Annotated in this window: 20 protein-coding genes and 3 tRNA genes; 12 read left to right on the top strand and 11 right to left on the bottom strand. The window is 62.0% G+C overall.

The genetic code is table 11. The features are described from left to right. Window positions 1-48 precede the first annotated feature (48 nt). From MM194_RS10905 to MM194_RS10865, 9 genes are all read right to left on the bottom strand, one after another. On the bottom strand, window positions 49-1,695 hold the full coding sequence (locus MM194_RS10905) for a hypothetical protein (RefSeq protein WP_241343582.1): 1,647 nt from the start codon (window positions 1,693-1,695) through the stop codon (window positions 49-51). A gap of 98 nt (window positions 1,696-1,793) precedes the next feature. After that, window positions 1,794-3,086 carry a hypothetical protein gene (locus tag MM194_RS10900; protein WP_033130780.1) on the bottom strand — a complete coding sequence of 431 codons (1,293 nt, stop codon included), beginning with the start codon at window positions 3,084-3,086 and terminating at the stop codon, window positions 1,794-1,796. Window positions 3,087-3,189: 103 nt separating this feature from the next. Beyond that, window positions 3,190-3,762 (bottom strand): hypothetical protein, encoded by a 573-nt coding sequence (locus tag MM194_RS10895; protein WP_033130763.1) that lies wholly within the window; start codon window positions 3,760-3,762, stop codon window positions 3,190-3,192. A gap of 33 nt (window positions 3,763-3,795) precedes the next feature. Continuing rightward, the gene (locus tag MM194_RS10890; protein ID WP_033130764.1) at window positions 3,796-5,223 is read right to left on the bottom strand and encodes an FAD-dependent oxidoreductase; all 1,428 of its coding nucleotides are present in this window, start codon (window positions 5,221-5,223) and stop codon (window positions 3,796-3,798) included. A gap of 69 nt (window positions 5,224-5,292) precedes the next feature. Then, a complete protein-coding gene (locus MM194_RS10885) occupies window positions 5,293-6,129 on the bottom strand; it encodes an FTR1 family protein (protein WP_033130765.1) in 837 nt (278 codons plus the stop codon). Next, complete coding sequence (locus MM194_RS10880; protein WP_241343581.1) at window positions 6,129-9,116, bottom strand: hypothetical protein; 2,988 nt, start codon at window positions 9,114-9,116, stop codon at window positions 6,129-6,131. Before MM194_RS10880 ends, MM194_RS10885 begins: the two co-directional genes overlap by 1 nt. 4 nt (window positions 9,117-9,120) lie before the next feature. After that, window positions 9,121-9,570 (bottom strand): hypothetical protein, encoded by a 450-nt coding sequence (locus MM194_RS10875; protein ID WP_033130767.1) that lies wholly within the window; start codon window positions 9,568-9,570, stop codon window positions 9,121-9,123. A 116-nt stretch (window positions 9,571-9,686) separates the two neighbouring features. Then, window positions 9,687-10,172, bottom strand: coding sequence for a YqhA family protein (locus MM194_RS10870; RefSeq protein ID WP_033130768.1), 486 nt, complete (start codon window positions 10,170-10,172; stop codon window positions 9,687-9,689). 133 nt (window positions 10,173-10,305) lie between these two features. Beyond that, window positions 10,306-10,761 (bottom strand): hypothetical protein, encoded by a 456-nt coding sequence (locus MM194_RS10865; RefSeq protein ID WP_347006502.1) that lies wholly within the window; start codon window positions 10,759-10,761, stop codon window positions 10,306-10,308. A gap of 506 nt (window positions 10,762-11,267) precedes the next feature. Here MM194_RS10865 and MM194_RS10860 point away from each other — a divergent pair. The 5 genes from MM194_RS10860 (at window position 11,268) to MM194_RS10840 (ending at window position 16,307) form a co-directional block, all read left to right on the top strand. Beyond that, the gene (locus MM194_RS10860; RefSeq protein WP_033130770.1) at window positions 11,268-12,389 is read left to right on the top strand and encodes a branched-chain amino acid ABC transporter substrate-binding protein; all 1,122 of its coding nucleotides are present in this window, start codon (window positions 11,268-11,270) and stop codon (window positions 12,387-12,389) included. Between the two features lie 98 nt (window positions 12,390-12,487). After that, entirely contained in the window at window positions 12,488-13,402 is a 915-nt protein-coding gene (locus MM194_RS10855; RefSeq protein ID WP_033130771.1) for a branched-chain amino acid ABC transporter permease, read from the top strand. Window positions 13,403-13,411: 9 nt separating this feature from the next. Continuing rightward, the gene (livM, locus tag MM194_RS10850) at window positions 13,412-14,704 is read left to right on the top strand and encodes a high-affinity branched-chain amino acid ABC transporter permease LivM (RefSeq protein ID WP_241343579.1); all 1,293 of its coding nucleotides are present in this window, start codon (window positions 13,412-13,414) and stop codon (window positions 14,702-14,704) included. 11 nt (window positions 14,705-14,715) lie between these two features. Next, entirely contained in the window at window positions 14,716-15,591 is an 876-nt protein-coding gene (locus tag MM194_RS10845) for an ATP-binding cassette domain-containing protein (RefSeq protein ID WP_193354269.1), read from the top strand. Between the two features lie 8 nt (window positions 15,592-15,599). Continuing rightward, window positions 15,600-16,307 (top strand): ABC transporter ATP-binding protein, encoded by a 708-nt coding sequence (locus MM194_RS10840; protein ID WP_347006503.1) that lies wholly within the window; start codon window positions 15,600-15,602, stop codon window positions 16,305-16,307. A gap of 40 nt (window positions 16,308-16,347) precedes the next feature. Here the strand turns inward: MM194_RS10840 and MM194_RS10835 are convergent. Together MM194_RS10835 and MM194_RS10830 are read right to left on the bottom strand one after the other, a co-directional pair. Further along, window positions 16,348-16,423: transfer RNA gene (locus MM194_RS10835), tRNA-Asn, on the bottom strand. Window positions 16,424-16,425: 2 nt separating this feature from the next. After that, a tRNA-Asn gene (locus tag MM194_RS10830) sits at window positions 16,426-16,501 on the bottom strand. Between the two features lie 571 nt (window positions 16,502-17,072). Between MM194_RS10830 and dauA the strand changes: the two genes are divergently transcribed. The 7 genes from dauA to MM194_RS10795 form a co-directional block, all read left to right on the top strand. Further along, window positions 17,073-18,809 carry a C4-dicarboxylic acid transporter DauA gene (dauA, locus tag MM194_RS10825; RefSeq protein ID WP_241343577.1) on the top strand — a complete coding sequence of 579 codons (1,737 nt, stop codon included), beginning with the start codon at window positions 17,073-17,075 and terminating at the stop codon, window positions 18,807-18,809. Between the two features lie 181 nt (window positions 18,810-18,990). Then, window positions 18,991-19,078: transfer RNA gene (locus tag MM194_RS10820), tRNA-Ser, on the top strand. 653 nt (window positions 19,079-19,731) lie between these two features. Then, window positions 19,732-20,472 carry a heme ABC transporter permease gene (locus MM194_RS10815; protein ID WP_241343576.1) on the top strand — a complete coding sequence of 247 codons (741 nt, stop codon included), beginning with the start codon at window positions 19,732-19,734 and terminating at the stop codon, window positions 20,470-20,472. A 2-nt stretch (window positions 20,473-20,474) separates the two neighbouring features. Beyond that, on the top strand, window positions 20,475-20,681 hold the full coding sequence (gene ccmD / locus MM194_RS10810; protein WP_033130777.1) for a heme exporter protein CcmD: 207 nt from the start codon (window positions 20,475-20,477) through the stop codon (window positions 20,679-20,681). Beyond that, the gene (gene ccmE / locus MM194_RS10805; protein WP_033130778.1) at window positions 20,678-21,169 is read left to right on the top strand and encodes a cytochrome c maturation protein CcmE; all 492 of its coding nucleotides are present in this window, start codon (window positions 20,678-20,680) and stop codon (window positions 21,167-21,169) included. Before ccmD ends, ccmE begins: the two co-directional genes overlap by 4 nt. A gap of 147 nt (window positions 21,170-21,316) precedes the next feature. Next, window positions 21,317-23,272, top strand: a complete 1,956-nt coding sequence (locus tag MM194_RS10800) for a heme lyase CcmF/NrfE family subunit (RefSeq protein ID WP_241343575.1) — start codon at window positions 21,317-21,319, stop codon at window positions 23,270-23,272. An 82-nt stretch (window positions 23,273-23,354) separates the two neighbouring features. Beyond that, window positions 23,355-23,683 (top strand): redoxin family protein (locus MM194_RS10795; protein ID WP_241343574.1); only part of this gene is annotated, 329 nt, incomplete at its 3' end.

Below are 23,683 nucleotides of genomic sequence, written 5' to 3'. Positions count from 1 at the left end.
CGGCTGGACTATCACGCACGGTGCCAGGAGGTCTGATCTGCTGGTAAATCAGCGTTCTAGCGGTGATCGTTGGCGACAGCATGCGAGCCCGAGCCAGATCAGCCAGCCCAGCAGTGTCAGCCCGTTGCCCACCCGCTCGGGCCAGCGGGCCATTAGCCGCACGCTGAGGCTGTGGCTGCCGGCCGGCACCCAGACCTGCAGCAGCCCCTGCCGATTGGCGCTCACCGTCAGCAGCAGGCTCTCATCGAGCCAGGCCTGCCAGCCGGGGTAATCGTACTGGTGCAGGACCAGCCGGGTGGGGGCGCTGGCCGTCACCTCGAGCATCAGTTGTCGGGGTTGCCAGCCTTGCACCGTCCAGCTTGCGATCGGGGGATCGGCGCTGACGGGGGGCTGGAACTCCTCTTTCCAGGCGAGCAGGGTCGGGGCGAACATGCCACTTGGCACCTGTCTGGGTCGGTATTCCCGGGCGCTGCGCTTGCTGTCGAATTCGCTGGCGATGGCCGCTCTGGTCGGCGCCTGGGTGAGGGGGGAGGAGTGGATGTAGGCGAGGGAGGAGATCAGGGTCAGCAGCAAGAGCCCCCACCAGAGCCACTGCCAGGGTTTATGGACCGGGGTGCCGAGCGCCACCACCGCGACCGTGGCCAGGGCGAGGATGAGGTTGAGTCGCCAGGGGAATTGCACTCGCTGCAGCGGGGGCAGCAGGCTCCAGAGCGGCTGGCTCAGGGGCAGCATCATCAGGAAGGCGAGCACGCCGATGGTCCCCCAGCACAGCAGTTCGGGGTGGCGCGGCTCGCGGCTGGCGGCCCAGGCGGTCAACAGCAGGGCCAGGGTCAACAGGCTCTGCCAGGTCAGATGGGCGCGAAAGCGCCAGTCGCCCCAGCCGCCGGGCAGGCGGTCGAGGAAATTGCGCCGATAGTCGAACATGCCGCCGCGCATCAGCTCCATGGAGATGGCGTTCTGATCGCTCAGGGCGGGCAGCAGCAGGGCGGCCGCCATGCAGAGCCCCAGCCCCTGGGCCCCCAGGGTGAGCCAGCAGGGACGCCAGGTGCGCGCGCGTTTAGCTTGCCACAGGGCGCGCAGGCTGATGAGGCCCAGCATCAGCAACAGGCTGGGCAGGTGGGAGTAGGCCAGCAGCGCCACGCTCAAGGCCAGCAGGGGCAGGCCATGACGCTGGCGGCGAGTGGCGAGATCCTGGGCCAGCAGGATCAGCGGTGCCCAGGCGAAGGCCCAGAATTCGGCCAGCGCGAAGCGGGCGTAGAAATCCATGGCCAGGTGATAGGGCAGGGCGAGGTAGAGCAGGCTGACGGTCAGGGCCCGTCCTGGGGGGGAGAAGCCGCGCAGCCAGAGATAGGCGAGCAGGCCGGAGAGCCACAACCCCAGGCTGGCGCTGGCGAGCAGGGGATAGACGGCCTGCTGAGGGAGGGCGCCGGGACCGGCGAAGAGGGCGCTGACATAGTAGGGCAGCGGGGGATAGAAGAAGAAGGTGGGGCTGCCAAAGCCACCGTTCATCCCCATCAGCCAGCGCGGGTAGAGATCCCCCTGCCACAGCTGCTGGGCAAAGTAGTGGCCGGAGAGCAGATGGTGGAACAGATCGTGTCCCTGGGTCCCGCCTTGCAGCCAGGCTGGCAACAACAGCAGCGCGCAGGCCATGGTCAGTACCAGCGGCGCGAGATACCCCGCCTTGCCTCCCTTCATCTCCTATCCCCTGCAGCCTCTGTGCGCAGTGAGTGTAGTCGAGTCAGCGAGTATATCTGGTGCCAATGGAAACCATATGGCGAACTAAGGCCAGAATATCAACGGGGTAGGGCGAGCCAGAGGCCGGGCTCGGCGCGAAAACGGGGCGCAAACCAGACCGCCTGATAGGGGCCTGGCAAGTCGCCGGCATCGAGGGGGCGGCGGCTGAGGCGGCAGGCTCCCTGGGTGAGCGCCAGCCGCGCGTCACCCTGATACCAGCCATCGGTGACGGGCAGCGGGCTGGATTCGCGCAGCAGGCGCACGCCCCACTGAGTCACCAGCGCCGGACAGCGTTGTTCGGCCACCTCTCTGGCCTGGCTCATGGCCGGTAAGCCGGGGGGGATCAGGGTGCTGCCCAGTAGCGCCAGGGCCCCCAGCATGGCAGCCATCACGACGGACCTTGCCGCAGGCAGCCAACCGGCCAGCAGGATCAAGCCCAGATACACCAGCGGGGCCAGGTGGCGGGGATTGTCCGGGTTCTGGCCGAGCAGGGTCCAGAGCAGCAGGGCCAGCCAGCCGATCCCCCAGCTCCTGTCACCCCCTATAGCCAGCCGCCGCGCACCTCGCCAGAGGGGCCATAGCAGCAAGGGCCACAGTGGGCTGAGCTGGGCATTCAGGGTCTGGCCCCAACTCAGCAGCCGAGAGCCATGGGCCGCCGCCGTGTTGCCCCAGAGGTGGAAGTGGCCGTCGGTGAAGCGCCGCCCCTCGGCAAAATAGGCCCAGCCATCCGCCTGCCAGACGAACAGCAGGCAGGCGAGCCCCACCAGGGCGATGGGGGCGGCGAAGTGCAGCCTCTGCCCTTTGTGCTGCCAGCCTTGCCAGAGCGGCAGCAGGGCCAGCACGAAGTAGGAGGGGCGCAGGGCCAGCAGGAGACCCAGCAGCAGACCCGCCAGGGCCAGCCGGCGTGAAGAGCGTGGCGAAGAGGCGGATGCCGCCGATGACGAAGAGTGCAGGGCCAGCAGGGCGCCGAGCCAGGCGGCCAGCGCCGGCCCGTCCGAGAGGCCGGAGAGTGCCAGGGTGGGGGTGAGCGGCAGCGCTATCGTCCCTAGCCAGACCGGCGCCAGCAGCTCGGATCGCTGCCACAGTCGCACCGCCAGCAAGGCACTCAAGGGGGGCAACAGGCTGCTGCCGAGCAGGCTGGCCCACTGCACCGCGCTGGCGGGATCCGGGGCCACCAGATGGATCAGGCGAGCGAACCAGATAAAGGCGGGATAGCCGGGGAAGTGGGGGGAGAATTCGAGCACGCTGAAGCGCGCGACCCCGTGAGCGAAGTTCAGGGCATCGTCGGAATCGAGTGCCACGGGGAAGGCGAAGAGCCAGCCCATCCAGACCCCTTGCAGCAGAAGCAGCAGCCAGATGGGCAGGCAGGCTCTAGCCGGTTGTCGAGAGTAGCTCCCTTCTCCCCTGGTGGGAGAAGGGCTGGGGATGAGGGGGGGCATCACTCGGCTGAGGCGATCAGAGCGGGGCCAGCACGGCCATCAGATCCTGCTCGGCGGCCTTGAACGCCTGCTCGTCGGCGACCTTGGCACCCACCCCGAACACGCCGGGGTTGCCGATAGCATCCAGCACCTTGGCCAGCGCCTGTTCGGCCGCCTTGCGATCCCCTTCGCCGAGGGAGGGGAGGATCAGATCGAGGAAGCGCTTGCTCTTGACCACCAGCACCTTGGCGGTTTGGTAGTCCCCGAGGTTCTGCCCGGCCCCCTCGAGGCGGCGCTCGATCTCGGCCTTGTAGGCGCGGTTGAGCAGGGCCGCGGTCGCGGCAGCATCTTTTCCCTTGATGGCGGCAGCCAGGGGCGCTTGCAGTGTCACCTTGTGGTGCTCTTCCAGATAGGTCAGTTCGTCCGCAATCTCGCTCAAGGTGGCGCTGGCATCTTGGCCTTCGCTGGCGGCGCCGAGCAGCGCCTCGCGGGCGTCGATCAACGGCTCCTTGCCTGCAGCGGCGTAGGAGTAAGCCTGCGCCTGTCCGCTGAGGGTCAGCAGCGGGCCCGTCAGCAGGGCGAGGGCGATCAAGCCGTGGCGTATGGTCATCCTGTTCTCCTTGTTATGCCCATAAGGCGGCCCTCAGGCCACGCTCTGGGTTTCGATCACGGTGTTTTCATTGCGATGGTTATAGATGGCGTGCCGTCTGTCTACCCCGTCGATCACCATGTCGGCGGCCATCAGCCCCATCTCCATGGCGGTGTCGGTGAAGATGTAACGGAAGGTGCCCTGACGCCCGCTCATGATGAGGTTGTCAATGGGCATCAGCAGCTGGATAGCCGCGTCCCGTCGCCCTTGATAACCGAGATCCATCAGCGGATAGGCATGCTCGCTGCGCGCCTCGAAGGTTTCCTCCCCGAGCTTGCAGGTATCGACCCCCAGGCTCGCCAGATCCTGGCTGACTCGCTCGCGCAGGGTGGCCAGCGGCGCCTGCCAGGTCTCATCCCCGGGATTGCAGGGGACTTCCAGCATCACCGAAGTTTTCCCCTCAGGCGCCATAAAGGGGCTGCGGCGGCGCGGCTCCTGCAACCGGGTGGCGAGGATGTGCGGATCCGAGAGGTACTGCCAGGTGTTGTCCGACAGGTTCTCCTGATTGAGCGGCATGTTGATAAAGCGCAGGGCGCGATAGTACAGGTCGCAGGGCAGCCCCAGATGCTGGCAGGTGAGCGGCAGGGGCAGGGTGGAGATCACCTGATCGAAGGCCTCACTCTGCACCACGCCCTCTTGCTGCCACTCGACCCGCTCGATGCGGCCATCGGCTTGAGTCAACCGGCTGATGGTGGCCCCTGTTCTGAGTTCGACACCTTCCGCCACCAGCCGCTCCCCCAGCGTGGTGAAGATCTGGCCGAAGCCATACTTTGGATAACGATACTTGCGGGCATAGGTGCGCACCGAGGTGTTGCCCTTGCGCCTTGGCAGCAGGCGACGGGCCACGTCCTTGAGATCGATGAGGCTGATGCGCTGACCCGCCCAGTCGGCGGAGAGCCGGTCCGGGTTGATACCCCACAGCTTGCCGGTGTAGCCCTCGAAGAACTGGCGATAGAGGGTGCGGCCGAAGTGGCTCTGGATCCACTCGGCGAAGCTCGCCTTGGCGAAATCGGTGGGCTTGCTCGCGAAGGGGAGCAGCAGCAAGTCCTTGAGTGCCCCCGCCATCAGGGAGAGCGGCGCCGTCTTGAGCAGGTTCGGCAGATTGAGGGGGTAGTCGTAGGTGCGCCCCGCGAAGCGAATGACGCTCTTGCGCTCAGCGTGCAGCAGATCCTCCCCCATCAGCTCATCGATGAAGGCGAGCAGCTCCGGGTTCTTGGTGATGAAGCGGTGGCCACCGTAGTCGAAGCGGTAGTCCCCATCCTTGCCCGTGAAGCGCTGGGTGGCGCACATGCCCCCCACCACGCTCTCCTGCTCGAACAGGGTGACCGCAAAGCCCGCCTGGCGCAGGCGCCAGGCCGCCATCAGACCGGCGGGGCCGGCCCCAAGCACCGCAATTTTTTTATTGTTGTTATCGCCTGTCACTCTCTATCCACCGCTGTTCACGAAAAAGGAGAAAAGGGGCCCGCAGGCCCCGCTACTGAAAAAGGTGGCTCACGCCTTGTTGGCTTCGACCTGCTTGGGCTTGTAGTTGCGATACCAGATGGTCACGAAGACCGCCAGGTAGGCCAGCCAGGTAGCGAGTTGCAGGCCGGCCGGGGAGGCATTGTAGCCGAACAGCGCCCGCAGGAAGGTGCCGAATACGCCCCTGTCGTCGAGGATATGGCTGATGTTGAACACCGGCGTGGTCCAGAGGGTGATGACCCCGGCCGCCTGCAGCATGTTGACGGCGGACGACAACAGGCCGGCGGCTATGATGATGATCAGCAGGCCGGTCCAGCGGAAGAAGGGGGCCAGCGCCACCTTGCGGGTGGAGCGCAGCAGCCCCCACACCAGCACAACAGAGACCAGCAGCCCCGCCAGCGCCCCCATCAGCCCCTCGTGCAGATCCACCCCTTGCCCGGAGTAGACCAGGGCCGAGAAGAACAGCACCGTCTCGAAGCCCTCGCGCATCACCGCCAGGAAGGCGAGCAGCACCAGACCAAAGAGGTTGCCCCCGTCGATGGCCGCATCGATGCGCGCCGTCATGGCCCCCACCTGGGACTTGGCCTGCTTCTGCATCCAGACCGCCATGTAGGTGAGCACCAGGGTGGCGAAGATCAGGATCCCCGCCATCAGCAGGTGGTTGTAGCGCTCGCTCTCGAACTGGCTGACCACCACCTGGAACAGGAAGGCCACCGCCAGGGAGGCAATCAGCCCCAGCCCCACCCCCAGGTAGATGAACTTGTTGTAGCGGCTTGCCCCCAGCTTGGCGAGGTAGGAGAGGCAGATGCCCACCAGCAGAAAGGCTTCCAGCCCCTCGCGCAGGGTAATGAGAAAACTTGCAAACATCAGCGTTCATGCTCCGTGTCAGGGGCGGGTGGGGTCGGCTGCAGCAGGGACAGCTGTAGCCGGTTGAGTAGCACTATGGGGGGCTCCGGCAGTTGCGGCTCGCTGGCACGCACTATGTCGTTGACCCACTTGGGATAGGTACGGAAATTGAGTTTGATGTCGGCGCTAAAGGGCCCCTTGGCATCGGCGGGCAGCGGCCAGGCCTCGTCACGCCAGCCATCGGCCGGGATGCGGGTGTCTTCCAGGAGCTTCTCGTAGCGCCAGAATTTGAGCCCCAGCGGCTTGCCCTCGGCATCGCCAAACACCTTGCGGAACAGCCGGGCATCCTCCGGCACGGCACCATTCACCGGCTGGCCGCTGCGCAGCACTATTTTGCCCTCGGCATCGGTGAGTGCCAGCTCCAGCCAGAGCTCACGAAAATCCGCGACCCCGGTGGGCAGGGCATGGCCGGCGCCGACGTTGGTGACGCGCACCACCAGGTTCGGTTGCCCCGCATTTTCTTTGATACGGGCGGACAGGGCGGCGCTGGAGCGCAGCAGCGCCAGACTCTCTTGCTCGAGTTCTGGGTTGCGCAGCCCCACCAGCTGGTGCTGGGCGCCGGTAAAATTGTGGCGATAGAGGCGCTCCTTCACGGGGCCGTTCTCGGTGGACTGGCCCGCGACCGGGGCGCCGCCGTTGCCGGGCTCCGGGTTCATATGGCAGTCGATGCAGCCGCGGCGCTTGGCGGGATCCTCTGCCGTGGCAAAACTGGAGTTCTGCCACTCATCCCAGGTGTTGACGATATTGGCGCCGGTGCCTGGGGCAAACTCGTTGTGGCAGGACTTGCACAGGGCCGCGTCTTGATAGAAGTCCTGCTGGTAGGAGGCCTTGTGCATGGCGGGGCGCGCGTTGATCTGCCGCTCCGCCAGCCAGTGGCGAGCGCTGCCGCCGGGGGCATCCTCGAACACGTAGCTCTCCCTGTCCTTGAGGTTGACGGTGAAGGCGCTGTTGCCGCCGGCGTCTTCGAGCCGGGTGATGCGATGGCACAGCAGGCAGCTGGTGCCTTCCTCGACCACGGGCTCACCCGCCTGATGGGCTTTGATGAGGGAGGCGCCACCCCGCTCCAGCATATGGGAGCCCTTGGGCAAGTCGGTCTGGCCCGTCATCACCTGCTGGGGCATGTGGCAGCCCTGGCACCACTGGCCGAAGGCTTCCCCTTCGGTCTGTCTGGCCAGCGCCTGCACCGCCTTGTAGTAGGGGTGGGAGTTGCCCATCAGCCGATGGTTGCTGTCGCTCCAGTCCTTGAAGGCCTGTTGGTGGCAGTTCTGGCAGGAGGCTGAGCTGAGCCACTCCTTCGGATGGCTGGTGGGGGCCTTGGCGGGATCCGTGCGCGGGGCATCGAGCCGCAGCCAGTTGGCGAGATAGGGCAGGTTGCCATCGGCCGTCACGAAGGCGTGCAAGTCCTCCATCATAGCCTTGACCTCGGGCTTGGGCTTGGCGGGGTCAACCGCCTCGGCGCCATCGCGGGTGTCATGGCCCATGCCGCCCTGGGTCTGCTGTGTCATGCGCAGGTATTCGCCGACAAAATCCCCCGCCACCATGTTGGTGAGGTTGGCATGGCCATTGATGGCGTTGTCTTTGCTGGCCTGACGATGAGCCTGCATCAGGAAGCGGTTGGTGAAGTTGAAACCGTCAAGGTGGCAGGAGTTGCAGCTCATCCAGTTGTCCCCCGCCATGGGGAAGCGGCCATTGGCGCTGGTGTTGCCGAGGGTATTGCCGAGATGGAACAGCCGCTCACCGCGCTTGAGTGCCTCGGGACGAGGATCGGCCTGCACCAGCTTGGCGAAGTGAGGGACATCCACAGTCACCCGGGCGAAGGGGCCGGAGCCGCCGCTGGCGAGGCGAGTCAGATCCTGGCCCATGACGTTGTGCACCAGTATGTGGTCGCCATCGATGAGCAGGTCGCGTGGGTTCTGGCCCGGCAGGTGACGCAGCAACTGAGTCGCCTTGGCACCGCCCTGGAACTTCTTGCGCCTGTGGCGGTTGTTGTTCTGTTTGCCGCTGCGGGACAGGTCGAACACCAGCAGATCTTCGGATCCCGCCAGGGTCAGATAGACCCGTTTGCCGTCGGCGGCGAAGCGGGCGGCGAAGGGGTTGGAGACGATCTGGCTGCGGTTGCCGACGTTCGGCAGGTTTATTTGCAAGAACAGCTGCTTGCGCTCATCCACCCGCTCCGTCTCGCTGTCGAGATCGATGATGGAGACCGCCGGGAAGACGGTGCTCTGGAACTGGAAGGGATGGTCGAAGCTCCAGAGCACATGAGGCAGCCAAGCCTCGCTGCCGTCGGGGGAGAGGCTGATGCCATCGAGCTGGCGCGGCAGTCCTTGGGAGTCGCTCGGGGTGTCGCTGTGAGTCTCGGCCAGGGTGATCAGCTTGGGGTTGGCCAGGGTCGCCTGATCTGCCGTGTCCTTGAGTGTGCCGAGGTCGTAGATGGCCAGCTGACCCGTCATGGCGTGGGTCAGCAGCAGGCGATCGTCGTCGGTGAGGGCCAGTCCGCGCGGGGTCTCGCAGGTGGGCAGATCCAGCTTGAGGCGACCATCCACGTCATAGGCCTGCAGCCGCGCCGCTTCGAACAGGCTGACCCAGAACCAGCCCCGCTTGGGATCAAAGATGACGCCATAGGGTCTGTGGCCGGTGGGAATGGCTTTCTTCACATCGAGATCGTCATCCAGCAGCAGCAGGCGATCGCTGCTGTAGTCGGTCACCAGCAGGGTGCCATCGTCGCTGCGGGCTAGCTGGCGCAGATCGCCGCCGAAGGCCACCTCCTTGAGCCGTTTGCCGCTGCCGCGCTCAAGCAGGGTTACCGAGCCTGCGCTCTGGTTGGCGGTGACGAGACGCGGAGCCTTGGCATCCTCATAGGGGATCAGGGCCGAGCTCATCTGCTGGGCCTGGGCCGATCCCAGCAGCGAGAGAGCGATGAGCAGGCAGGATAAGAGCAACTTCAACATGGGATCAGGAAGACCATTTGAGAATGGTCCAGCGCCAGGCATGGCGCAGTACCAGAGGGGTGAGCGCCAAGGAGCTGAGCCAGTGTGCCCAGCTCGCCAGCGCGCCTAGCCTGTCGCCGGGGGTGCCGTGCAGGACGAGCACTAGGCCGCTGCCGAGGCAGACCAGCAACAGGGCCTCGATGATCTGGCCCGTGGTGCGCAAGAACGGCTTGTGGCTGTGGCGCAGCAGGCGGCGATGAGAGAGCCAGAAGGCGCCAAACAGCAGTGGGAACAGGGACAGCGACAGCATGACGTGAAGGAACAGGTTCCAGCGTGCCAGGGACCAGAACGGGGTCAGCGGCTCCCACAGCAGCAGACCGGAGAAGAACATCAGGTAGAGGCTGCCTTCGGCGGCTTGATGGTGGTAGGCCAGCCATCGCCAGAAGTGTCGTGCTGAGAGAGAAAGGCTTGTCATACAGGCTCCAACGCCCGGGCATTCCGTCCGGGGGAGCAAGTTTACAATGGGGTAACCGCAATGAAAAGAGTTATCAATTCCGCTGCCGATGAATAGGCCCTGAACAAAAGGGGGCGCTATTTGTGATCCGCCAGCCGTTCGGTGATCGCATAGATGAGCGCCGCCAGCGAGAAGGCGAGGAACACGATCACCGACCACTTCATCTCCACCTCGTTGCCGACCCCGTCATCCAGGAAGGCCTTGAGCACCTCGATGCCGGCGATGGTCACCAGGGAGTTGATGACGATGAGTTTCAGGGAGGCGAAGTTGATCTTGCTGAGCCAGTTGTTGCCGAGCGCCTCGCGCTGCTCTTGGGTCTGGATAAATTGCACATAGCCGCAGATGGCCACCAGGATCAGCATCTGTGCCACCAGCACGAAGTCCACCAGAGTCAGTACCCCGGTGATGAGGTCCATGTAGTGGATCTCGATGATGTCGCGGCACAACACATAGAGCTGCATGGCAAACTTCACCATCAGCAGGGCGACGCAGACCAGGATGCAGACATAAAAGGGGAACATCATCAACCGGCTGCCATTGAGCATGAAGTTGAAACGACGCATGGGAAATCCTGTACAGGGGGTTTGGCGCTGATTATGACCCGGATCAGGGGGCCAATGCATGTGTTAAGACGATGGACCCGGGGGAAGGGGTATAGGGATAGCTGGCCCGGCCGTGAGCCGGGCACGCTGGGTGTTATTCGAGATTGATGAGGCCCTTAGTGCCGGCATCGCTATCGAGCCACACATCTTCCCCCTGCAGACGGCGATCACCCTGAAGGGTGAAGGAGATGCTGCCTTGCTTGAACACCAAGGCGCCATCAGAGCGTTTCGCCTTGACCGGTTGGCCATTGACCCAGACCTGTTCCTTGTCATCGATCCGGATGGTGGCGACTGTGGTGCCTTCGTCGTTTTTGGCAACCCACTGTCCTGCATAGGGCGTGGCATCCGCACTTGGAGGCGTGGTCGTGTTGCCAAAGCCGGCCTTGGCGTTCTCGGCCTTGCTCTTGGTGATATCGCACCCTTGCAGCTCGGAAGCCTGGGTGCAGCCGGAGTGTTCGAGTTGCTGCCGATATTTGGCGCTGATGGCGTGGGTGGGGGATTGAGTCAGCAGGGTCAGGGCCACCGCCGTTATAAGGGTTTTATGCATCATGCTGCTCGCTTCTGCTGTCGGGATATTCACCTGTCTACTTTAGTACTGCACTTTGCCAACGGCTACCCCCTTGCCCATACCCTGCCGCGGGTAACTTGGCATAGGGAGGGGGGTCATGAGCCGGATATAAAATGAGATGGCTGTATGAGCTATTACGGCAGATGGCGCAAGGTAGCAAATATTCTGGCCACCGTATGATTCATTTTCGTTATTTTTAAGCGGATGTGATCCCCGCCGTAATTCCACCTTGTCGCGCCGGGTCGCCCAAAACGGCGCCCTATACTGTGGCAGGTCAAAATTTTTCTTATCGATTTGCAACTATGGCAATCATTTGCTTAGCTTTTTTCAGCTCGCAGCGAGTGTAAGAACCCCACCTCCACTTCACAGGATAATGTCTGGATTAAGTTCGCTTCGTGCATTTAGTTCTCGTGTTTGCTGTTGGGTTGGTCGAGCCATCGAAACGTTCAACTTCACATACATAAACCTCTTTGCTAAGGAACAGCATAATGTCGATAAAGCTCATCAGAAGTCCTATTTCCCTTGTGTTGACGGGTTGTCTGGTCACGGCGTTTTCCGCCCAGGCGGATATTGTGATTGGTGTGGCAGGCCCCTTCACCGGGCCGAACGCTACCTATGGCGATCAGTATTGGCACGGGGCGACTCAGGCCGCGAATGACATCAACGCCGCAGGCGGGATCAATGGCGAAAAAATCAAGCTGGTGCAGGGGGATGACGCCTGTGAACCCAAACAGGCAGTCGCCGTGGCCAACCGCCTGGTTGATCAGGACAAAGTGAATGCGGTGGTCGGCCACTTCTGCTCATCTTCGACCATGCCCGCCTCCGAGGTGTACAACGACGCCGGGATCATCGCCATCACCCCGGGGTCGACCAACCCGCTGGTCACCGAGCGCGGCATGAGCGACATGTTCCGCATGTGCGGACGCGATGACCAGCAAGGGCAGGTTGCCAGTGACTTCATCATCGACAAGCTCAAGGCTAAACGGGTGGTGATCATTCACGATAAAGATACCTACGGGCAGGGGCTTGCCGATGCGACCAAGGCGGCGCTGGCCAAGCGCGGCGTTAAAGACGTGATGTACGAGGGCTTGTCGCGCGGCGAAAAAGACTTCAACGCCTTGGTGACCAAGATAGGTGCGCAAAAACCCGATGTGGTGTTCTTCGGTGGCTGTCACCCGGAAGGCGGCCCGCTGGTTCGCCAGATGCGTGAGCAGGGCGTGTCCGCCAAATTCTTCTCGGGGGATTGCATTGTCAACGCCGAGATGGTCACGGCAGCCGGTGGCCCGCAATACACCAAGGGTATCTATATGACCTTCGGCCAGGACCCGCGTCTGATCCCGGACGGCAAAGCGGTCATCGAGAAATTCCGCGCCAATAAATTTGAGCCGGAAGGCTACACCCTCTATGCCTACGCCTCGGTGCAAACCATTGCCGCGGCATTCAAGGCCGCCGGTGGCACGGACTCCGCAAAGGCCAGTGCCTGGCTGAAGGCGAACACGGTTGAGACGGTAATGGGTAAAAAGTCCTGGGACAGCAAAGGCGATCTGAAAGTTTCCGACTACGTGGTTTATGAGTGGGATGACCAGGGGAAATATAAAGAAGTCCAGTAACGGCCCAATAACGGCACAGTGGAAAACGCTCAGCGCCGACGGGAGTCGGCGCTCTATAAACACCAAGTCTTCGCGACCCATAACGAGAGCGTACTAGGATGGATGTATTTTTCCTGCAGCAGTTGATCAATGGATTAACGCTGGGTTCCGTCTACGGTTTGATTGCCATCGGTTACACCATGGTCTACGGCATTATCGGCATGATCAACTTCGCTCATGGCGAGGTGTATATGATCTCTGCTTATCTCAGCGCCATTGGTCTGGCGTTATTGTCGTTCTTCGGGTTGCACTCTTTTCCATTGCTGATACTCGGCACCCTGGTATTCACCATAGTGGTGACGGGCGTATATGGCTGGACCATAGAGCGCATCGCTTATAAACCGCTGCGTAACTCAACTCGCCTGGCACCGCTAATTTCCGCCATCGGCATGTCATTAATTTTGCAAAATTACGCACAAATCAGCCAGGGGCCGCGCCAGCAAGGGGTGCCTACCTTGCTTGACGGGGTATTCCGTTTTCATATCGACGACGGTTTTGTCCAGATAACCTACACCAAGGTGTTTATTTTGATTGCCTCCTTTGCGGGCATGTTATTGCTCACCTGGATCATCAGTAATACCAAATTGGGGCGCATGTGCCGGGCGGTGCAGCAGGATCGAAAAATGGCCTCGATCATTGGCATCAATACCGATCGCATCATCTCGCTGGTGTTTGTGATTGGGGCCGCCATGGCGGGGCTGGCCGGCGTCTTGATCACCTTCAACTACGGCACCTTCGATTTCTATGTCGGCTTCATCATCGGCATCAAGGCCTTCACCGCCGCCGTGCTGGGGGGCATTGGTTCCCTGCCAGGCGCCATGCTGGGGGGGCTGGTCCTGGGCATTGCGGAGGCGCAATTCTCGGGGATGGTGAACTCCGATTACAAGGATGTGTTTTCGTTCGGGTTGTTGGTGATGATCCTCATCTTCCGTCCGCAGGGGCTGCTCGGTCGCCCCGTCATTACCAAGGTGTGAGGCCCCGACATGACATCACAAACGAGGTTACAGGACGGATTATCCCTCAAGCGCTGCCTGCTGGATGCGATTTTTGCCGGCTTGGTGGCGCTGATTATTTTTGGCCCCATCGTCGGCGTGGTGCTGGATGGCTACAGCTTTAATTTCGCAGGACAACGATTGCTGTGGATCATCCTGGCCGTCATGGCTGGGCGTTTTCTGATGAGCGCCTTCTTGACCACGGCCGTGGGGACCCGCCTGCTCGCTTTTTTTGAAACGGACAACTCGGGCGTCTATGTGCGGGCTCCCGACTACAAGAATCCCCTGCGCTGGATTATTCCGCTGGTGCTCGCGCTGGCCATCTGTTTCCCCTTCGTTGCCACCAAATATGTGCTGACGGTGGCGATCCTCGGCCTGATTTATGTGCTGCTCGGCTTGGGATTGAACATTGTGGTGGGCCTGGCCGGTTTGCTGGATCTGGGGTACGTCGCCTTCTATGCCATTGGTGCCTATGGCCTTGCGCTTGGCTATCAATATCTCGGCCTTGGGTTCTGGTCCATGTTGCCGCTGGCGGCGCTGATCTCGGCGGCGGCCGGGGCCTTGCTGGGGTTTCCGGTGTTGCGCATGCATGGGGATTACCTGGCGATTGTGACGCTCGGTTTCGGGGAGATCATTCGCCTGATCTTGAATAACTGGCTGACCTTTACCGGCGGTCCAAACGGGATTTCTGCCCCGCCACCCACGCTCTTTGGTCTGGAGTTTGGGCGACGGGCGAAAGAGCAGGGCGGTGTGCCCTTTCATGAATTCTTTGAGCTCACCTATAACCCCAATCTTAAATTCATCTTCATCTATACCATTCTGGTGCTGGTGGTGGTGTGGGTGCTCTATGTCAAACATCGCCTGACCCGCATGCCGATCGGGCGCGCCTGGGAGGCGCTGCGGGAAGATGAAGTCGCCTGCCGCTCCATGGGGCTGAACCACGTCTTGGTCAAACTCTCCGCCTTCACGCTCGGGGCATCCACCGCAGGGATTGCCGGGGTGTTTTTTGCCACCTATCAAGGATTCGTCAACCCGACCTCATTCACCTTCTTCGAATCGGCCCTGATCCTCGCCATAGTAGTGCTGGGCGGCATGGGCTCGACCATTGGTGTCGTGCTGGCGGCCTTTGTGCTGACGGTCACGCCGGAGCTGCTGCGCGGCTTCGCCGAGTACCGGGTGTTGCTGTTTGGTATGTTGATGGTGGCGATGATGATCTGGCGGCCGCGGGGCCTTATCCGCATTAACCGCAGCGGCTTCGCGGTGCGAAAAGGGGTGGCACCATGACAACTCATCCATTGAACGACATGATCCTGAGCGTCGAGCATCTGATGATCTCCTTCGGCGGCATCAAGGCGCTCAACGACGTGAGTCTCGAGGTGCGGCGTGGCTCCATCACCGCACTCATAGGCCCCAACGGCGCGGGGAAGACCACGGTGTTCAACTGCCTGACCGGTTTCTACCGGGCGACCGGCGGCAATATTTTTTTCAACGCACGCAATGAAACGACCAATGTGATCCAGGTCCTCGGTCAGAAATTCCAGCCGGGTGACTGGGTCAACCCGGCGCAGCTGGGGCAGCGCATCTTCTACAAGATGTTTGGTGGCACCCACCTGGTGAACCGTGCCGGGCTTGCGCGTACTTTCCAGAATATCCGCCTGTTTAGGGAGATGTCGGTAGTGGAAAATCTGCTGGTCGCCCAGCACATGCAGGTCAACCGCAACTTGCTGGCCGGTGTGCTCAACACCCCGGCGTACCGGCGGGCCGAGAGCCGCGCGCTGGATCGCGCGTTTTACTGGCTCGAGGTGGTGGATCTGGTGGACTGTGCCAACCGGTTGGCGGGGGAGATGTCCTATGGCCAGCAACGACGGCTGGAGATTGCCCGCGCCATGTGCACGGCCCCGGAGCTGATTTGCCTCGATGAACCCGCCGCCGGACTCAACCCGGTGGAGACGCGCACCCTCAGCAAGATCATCCGGTTTCTGCGCGATCATCACGGCATCACAGTGCTGTTGATTGAGCACGACATGGGCATGGTGATGGAGATCTCGGACCACATCATAGTGCTGGATCACGGCGATGTGATTGCAGAGGGTAAACCTGAACAAATTCAACATGATGATAAGGTGATTGCCGCCTATCTTGGCACCGACGAAGACGAGGTCTGCGCATGAGCGAGGCTATGCTGGAGTTTCGTGACGTCGATGTGTTCTATGGCGCCATTCAGGCGCTGCAACAGGTCAGCCTGCAGGTGCATCAAGGGGAAACAGTGGCGTTGATCGGCGCCAATGGGGCCGGGAAATCCACGTTGTTGATGTCGATCTTTGGTCAGCCACGGATCCGCAGCGGTCAGATCCTGTTTTGCGGCGAAGAGATCAGCCATCGCTCGACACACTTCGTCGCCTCGGCGGGCATTGCCCAGGCCCCGGAGGGACGGCGGATCTTCCCCGACATGACGGTCGAAGAGAATCTGCTGATGGGCACCATCCCGATAGGCGATCGCCATGCGACGCAGGATATGCAGACCATGTTCGATCTGTTTCCGCGTTTGAAAGAGCGCCGCAAGCAACGGGCGATGACGATGTCAGGGGGGGAGCAGCAGATGCTGGCCATCGCCCGTGCGCTGATGAGTCGCCCCAAGTTGTTGTTGCTGGATGAACCCAGCCTCGGGCTTGCCCCCATCGTAGTGAAACAGATCCTGCATACGCTGCGGGAGCTGGCGCAAAGCGGCATGACGATCTTCCTGGTCGAGCAAAACGCCCATCACGCGCTGAAGCTGTCCGATCGTGGCTATGTGATGGTCAACGGGAAGATCCGGTTAAGCGGCACTGGTGAGGAGTTGCTGGGTAACCAGGAGGTGCGCAGAGCCTATCTGGGGGGGGCAGAATAACAAAAAAGCCCGCTCAGTTTCCTAAGCGGGCTTTCGAAGATGGCTCCCTCGACAGGACTTGAACCTGTGACATACGGATTAACAGTCCGCCGTTCTACCGACTGAACTACGAGGGAATTGGCTCCTCCTACTGGACTTGAACCAGTGACATACGGATTAACAGTCCGCCGTTCTACCGACTGAACTAAGGAGGAATTGCCTGTCTCGTCGAGACGGTGCGGATATTAATGATCCCCCGGACGAGTGTCAACCCGTAACCTTGCGCAAAAAATGGCTTTTCGGTCCGTTTGCCCAAAACTTGGTCGTTGTGGACTATTTTCAGCACAATCAGCAGCTTGGGATAGCTATCTGGCACCGGTCAGGCGGCTCTGTCTTGTCTGGTAGGGCTTGGCTGGGCGAGCGCGGCTCAAAGGTGCGGGGGAGAGGCATCCGCTGCGGCGTTGATGGGCAGGTACAGGCTACATCTAGCCGCTCAAGGCGCCGCTGCCTGAGGGCCGGGCAGCGGCAGCCAGCTTGCGCAGCCCCGAGTCGTTAGATGATCGCGGATAACTCAAATGACGATAAACATCGGCGATATACCGCTCATCCACGGCAATACTGTGGGGTAATGGCCATTTCTTGATCCTGCCCATCGAATTATCTTGCCGGCTCGGGTATGGTTGCCCTCGATACCATCGCCGCGTCGACAGCTCTGCCGGCCCTTGATGATGATCGGGTGCCGGTTCACTCCGGCCTTTGTCTCCCTCTTCTGGTATTACCCTAGACATGCACAATCAAGCTTCCTTACAAGGCGTGAAGCTGGCTATCGCATTGCGCCAATCCTGTTTCGACGAACCCTATAGCGTTGCGCGCTTCGGCCGCGATCTCATCGCCGGCATCACGGTCGGCATCATTGCCATTCCGCTGGCCATGGCGCTGGCCATCGCCAGCGGCGTGCCGCCCCAGCATGGCCTCTACACCGCCATCATCGCCGGCATTGTCATCTCCGTGACGGGGGGATCGCGCTTCTCCATCTCGGGGCCGACCGCCGCCTTCGTGGTGATCCTCTATCCGGTGGCCCAGCAGTTCGGGGTCGGTGGCCTCTTGATGGCGACCTTGCTCTCCGGCTTCTTCCTGGTGGCCATGGGTATGGCCCGGCTCGGCCGCCTGATCGAATACATCCCGCCCTCGGTCACCCTGGGCTTCACCGGCGGCATCGCCATCGTGATCGCCACCTTGCAGATCAAGGACTTCTTCGGCCTCACCGTGGCCGAGATGCCGGAAACCTATGTCGGCAAAGTCGAGGCGCTGGCCCTGGCCCTGCCAAGCTGGCAGTGGGGGGATACCCTGGTGGGGGTGGCTACCCTGGCCGTGCTGCTGCTCTGGCCCAGATTGCGGCTGCCGGTGCCGGGCCATCTGCCGGCCGTGCTGGTAGGGGTCGGGCTCGGGGTAGGCCTGCACAGTGTGGGTGTGGACGTGGCCACCATCGGCAGCAAGTTCAGCTACACCCTGGCCGATGGCACCCAGGGCATGGGGATCCCGCCCATAGCGCCGACCCTGATGATGCCCTGGTCCCTGCCCGGGCCGGACGGTGCGCCCGTGGTCTGGGATCTGGCGGCCATCCAGCGGCTGCTGCCTGCCGCCTTCTCCATGGCCATGCTGGGCGCCATCGAATCCCTGCTCTGCGCCGTGGTGCTGGATGGCATGACGGGGCGCAAGCACAGCTCCAACGGTGAGCTGGTGGGGCAGGGGCTTGGCAACATACTGGCCCCTTTCTTCGGTGGCATCACGGCGACGGCCGCCATTGCGCGCTCCGCCGCCAACGTGCGCGCCGGTGCAACCTCTCCCATCTCCGGCATAGTGCACGCGCTGGTGGTGCTGGCCGCCATCCTGGTGCTGGCCCCCTGGCTCTCCTGGTTGCCGCTCTCCGCCATGGCCGCGCTGCTGCTGTTGGTGGCCTGGAACATGAGTGAAGCCCACAAGGTGGTGGATCTGATCCGCCGGGCGCCGCGCTCGGACGTGCTGGTGCTGCTGGTCTGCCTCTCCCTGACCGTCATCTTCGACATGGTCATCGCCATCACCTTCGGGGTGATCCTGGCATCCCTGCTGTTTGTGCGCGAGATCGCCAAGATGACCCGACTGCACAACCTGGCCGAGCACAAGCGTTACGCCAGCGAGGTGCCGGCACAGACGCTGATCTACAAGATCAACGGCCCCCTGTTCTTTGCGGCGGCGGAGCGGGTGTTCGACGAGTTGCTGGCCCAGGTCAAGGATCACAAGGCGCTGATCCTGCAGATGGAGGCTGTCTCCATTCTCGATGCGGGCGGCTTGTCTGCCTTCCAGCAGTTTGCGAGGCGGATGGCCAAGGCGGGCGTGCCGCTGAAGGTGGCCGAGTTGCAGTTCCAGCCCCTCAAGACCCTGGCCCGCGCCAGGGTGCGTCCCGTCCCGGGTGAGTTGGAGTTCTACGGCTCGCTGGAGGAGGCCATCAGAGGAGAACACTTGCACGAAGTGGCTGAAAATTGACTGAAAGGGATAGGGAATGGCATCTTTTTGGTCAGTTGGTTCGGTAATTGAGCAATTGATTGCAAAAAGTAAAAATGAGATTGACCGGTCTGCACCTATCCCTTATCTTACGCCCCGTTCCAGCGCAACAGCGACGAGAACGACGTGGTGATTGGACACGTTAAAGCGCAGTCGAAAATTTGGTGAGGTGTCCGAGTGGCTGAAGGAGCACGCCTGGAAAGTGTGTATACGGCAACGTATCGAGGGTTCGAATCCCTCCCTCACCGCCAAATTGAAAGTGAAAAAACCCAATGAACTTCATTGGGTTTTTTCGTTTGTTTATAGTCTTTGCGTGATTTCTCCCTGGATCCGCCGGGTGGCTCCATCATGTGTCCAAGCAACAATCAACGCGGCAACGATTAGGCCCCCCTTCCTCTTGCGAAGGCATTGTGTAGCTCTGGCTTGCCCTGCTCTGCCCGTATTCTCCTCTGGATCAACGCGCCCCCGCTTGCCATAGACTGCGATCTGGGGCTCGCTGCCCATATCTGGGCTCTCATCGATCGCCCCTCCCAGCCCCACCTCTGCTTGCCGTGTCTGCACCGCTTCCATTCCCCTTCGCCAGGGCGCTTGAGTCCTATGACATCAATCACCGGATGAACCAGCGGCCATCGGTTGGTTAGCCGGACCCTGATATCCACTGTTCAGCTCGCACTATCATCCTCGCTGCTTCCGCCAGTCCGCAGGGGGTTGGTCCGCTTGCGCTACGGATCTGCATCAAGAGGCGACTGACACAACAAGGCCCTTATGAAGCTGGTTTCAGGGCGCTTTGTTGAGATAGATCAAGGGGATGGTGGATTATCGTTCGCAGAGGATGTGATGTTTTCCGGCAGTGGGTATGGTAGGCCCGCCACTAATAATTAATAACTGAAAGGTTCTGTGAGCTATGTGGAAATGGTTGCACCCCTATGCCAAACCCGAGCGAGCCTACCGGCTGGCCGGGACCCTGCTGCCCTGGTTTGCCGTGACCAGCCTGCTTGCCTTCGTCGTCGGCACCGTCTGGGGTCTGGCCTTCGCGCCCCCTGACTACCAGCAAGGGGATTCCTTTCGGATCATCTATATCCATGTGCCTGCCGCCGCGCTCTCCATGGGGGCTTACGCGACCATGGCGGTGGCGGCCTTCATCGGGTTGGTGTGGCAACTGCGCATGGCCGACATGACGGTGGCCGCCATGGCGCCGGTGGGGGCCCTGTTCACCGCCCTGGCCCTGTTGACAGGCTCTGCCTGGGGCAAGCCCATGTGGGGTACCTGGTGGGTCTGGGATGCCCGCCTCACCTCCGAGCTCATCCTGCTGTTCCTCTATCTCGGCGTCATCGCGCTCTACAACACCTTCAGCGACAAGGTAGTGGCGGGACGCGCCGCCGGCATACTGGCGCTGGTGGGGGTGATCAACCTGCCCATCATTCACTACTCGGTGGAGTGGTGGAACACCCTGCACCAGGGCGCCACCATCAGCAAGCTGGATAAACCCTCTATGTCCCCCGAGATGCTGTGGCCGCTGCTCATCATGATGCTGGCGTTCGCGACCTTCCTCGGCGCCCTGACCCTGATGCGTTTCAGGAATGAGCTGCTGATGCGGGAGTGGCATCGCCCCTGGGTCGCCGACATCGCCAGGCTGGAGAAGTAAGCATGCACTTTGCCTCATTCAGTGACTTCATGGCCATGGGCGGTTACGCCTTCTACGTCTGGCTCTCCTATGGCTTCGTCGCGCTCGGCCTCATCGGCGTCATTATTACCACCCGGTTGAAGACCCGCAGCCTGCTCAATGAGTTGCGCAGCAAGCAGGCGCGCGAGACCCGCCGCCAGGCGGCCCAGCAGATGGAGAACACCCTATGAACCCGAGACGCAAGAAACGGCTCACCATCATCCTGGCCATCAGCCTCGGCCTCGCCAGCGTGACCGGTCTGGTGCTCTATGCCCTCAGCCAGAACATCGATCTCTTCTATACCCCGAGCGAATTGGTGGAGGGCAAGGGGCCGGACAAGATCAAACCCGAGGCGGGGCAGCGTCTGCGGATCGGTGGCCTGGTGGTGCCCGGCACAGTGGTACGGGATCCCCAGAGCCTCAGGGTGACTTTCAAGCTGATCGACAACGGCGGCAAAATGGTTGCGGTTGAATATGACGGCATCTTGCCGGATCTGTTCCGCGAGGGGCAGGGCATCGTCGCCCAGGGCGCCCTCAAGGATGCCACCACGGTGGCCGCCTTCGAGGTGTTGGCCAAGCACGACGAGAACTACATGCCGCCGGAAGTGGCCGATGCCACCAACGGCCTGCACTTCAAGCCGCAATACACAGAGGCGCAGTTGAAGAGCGTTCAGCAATGAGGTCGTTCGTCCTGCCGTCCTGTTTATCCAGCCTTGCCGCGCCATCAAAAGGAAGTCGTTCATGATCCCTGATGTGTTGGCGCAATGCTCACCGTCTCATGCCTGTGCACCGGTTCTGGTCGCGGCGCAATTGAAAGGAAGTCAGCCATGATCCCTGAACTGGGGCAATTTGCACTGATCCTGGCCTTCGCCACCGCCTTGCTGCTGGGAAGTTACCCGCTGCTCGGTGCCAAACTGGGTCGCCTCGGCATGATGTCGGCGGCCAGGCCGCTGGCCTATACCCAGTTCCTGCTGCTGCTGCTGTCGTTCCTCTGCCTGACCTGGGCCTTCGTCGACAACGACTTCACAGTGCAGTATGTGGCCACCAACTCCAACAGCCTGTTGCCGCTCGCCTATCGCATCTCGGCGGTGTGGGGTGCCCATGAGGGATCCTTGCTGCTGTGGGCGTTGACGCTCGGCGGCTGGACCGCCGCCGTGGCGCTGTTCAGCCGCCGCCTGCCGCTCGATGCGGTGGCGCGGGTGCTGGGGGTGCTCGGCCTCATCTCGATCGGCATCACCGCCTTCGTGCTGTTCACCTCGGATCCCTTCACTCGCACCCTGCCGTACTTCCCGGTGGATGGGCGTGACCTCAACCCGCTGCTGCAGGATCCCGGCCTCATCTTCCATCCACCCATGCTCTACATGGGCTACGTGGGCTTCTCGGTGGCCTTCGCCTTCGCCATCGCCTCCCTGATGACCGGGCGGCTCGACGCCACCTGGGCGCGCTGGTCCCGTCCCTGGACCATGGCGGCCTGGGTCTTCCTGACGCTCGGCATAGTGCTCGGCTCCTGGTGGGCCTATTACGAGCTTGGCTGGGGCGGTTGGTGGTTCTGGGATCCGGTGGAAAACGCCTCCTTCATGCCCTGGCTGGCGGGCACGGCCCTGCTGCATTCGCTGGCGGTGAGCGAGAAGCGCGCCAGCTTCAAGGCCTGGACTGTGCTGCTGGCGCTCTCCGCCTTCTCTCTGAGCCTGCTCGGCACCTTCCTGGTGCGCTCCGGTATTTTGGTGTCGGTCCATGCGTTCGCCTCCGACCCGACCCGCGGCCTGTTCATCCTGGGCTTCCTGCTGGCGGTGATCGGCAGCTCCCTGCTGCTGTTTGCAGTCAAAGGCTCCCAGGTCAAGAGCCACGGCAAGCACGAGCTGTGGAGCCGGGAAACCCTGCTGCTTGGCAACAATATCCTGCTGGTGGCGGGTCTGCTGACCGTACTGCTCGGCACCCTGCTGCCCCTGGTACACAAGGAGCTGGGGCTCGGTAGCATCTCCATCGGTACTCCCTTCTTCAACCACATCTACAGCTGGCTCATCATTCCGTTCGCCTTGCTGCTGGGGCTGGGGCCCCTGTTCCGCTGGCGCCGTCAGGAGCTCGGTGAGCTCAAGGGCAAGGTGGTGCTGGCGCTGTGGCTGAGCCTGGTCGCCGCCTTCGGGCTGCCGCAGCTGTTTGCCGGGGAGTTCAAGCCCTGGGCCGCGCTCGGCATCGGCCTCGGCGCCTGGATCATCGTCACCAGCGTGCAGGAGACCTGGGTGCGCGCCACCCACAAGCACGGCTTCGCGACCGGAGTGCGCCGCCTCGGCAACAGCCACTGGGCCATGATCCTGGGTCATGTGGGACTGGCGGTCAGCATCATCGGTATCGCCTGCACCCAGAACTACAGCATCGAGAAGGACCTGCGCATGCAGGTCGGCGATCGGGCGCAGTTCGCCGACTACGAGTTCGTCTTCGCCGGCATCAAGGAGAAGAACGGCCCCAACTACGACGGCTTCAAGGGCGTGCTGGAGGTGCACAAGAACGGCCAACAGGTCGCCCTGCTCAAGCCCGAGAAGCGGATGTACAAGGTGAGCCGTATGCCGATGACGGAAGCCGCCATCGATGCCGGTATCACCCGGGATCTCTACGCGGCCCTCGGCGAACAGCTCGACAACGGCGCCTGGGCGGTGCGGATCTACTACAAGCCGTTCATTCGCTGGATCTGGTTCGGCGGCGTCTTCATGGCCATCGGCGGCGTGCTGGCGATGCTGGACAAACGCTATCGCTTCGGCCGTCGTGAAGAGGAATCCAAGCCATGAATCATCGTAAAACGTGTTTGTTTCTGACCTTTTTTGATGACAAGCGCTGCCTTCATGGTTGCCGTGCAGAGGGATCCAACGCATGAGCCGTAAAACCTGGTTATTTCTGCTGCCGTTGATGGTGTTTCTGGGGGGCGCCGTGTTCCTGTTCAAGGGGCTCTACTCCGACCCGACCAAGCTCGAATCCGTGATGGTGGGCAAGGAGGTGCCGGTGTTCACCCTGCAGGACCTCCATGACCTGAACAAACAGCACGACAGGAGCATCCTCAAGGGGCGTCCCATGTTGCTCAACGTCTGGGCCACCTGGTGCCCGACCTGCTACGGCGAGCACACCTACCTCAAGCAGCTGGCGGGGCAGGGCATTCCCATCGTCGGCATGAACTACAAGGACGAGCGGGACAAGGCCATCAA

The sequence above is a fragment of the Aeromonas sp. MR16 genome (genome assembly GCF_022549315.1).
Lineage (GTDB): Bacteria > Pseudomonadota > Gammaproteobacteria > Enterobacterales > Aeromonadaceae > Aeromonas > Aeromonas aquatica.
The sequence above is the reverse complement of the archived record's forward strand: the minus strand, read 5'-3'. Positions and strand labels throughout refer to the sequence as shown.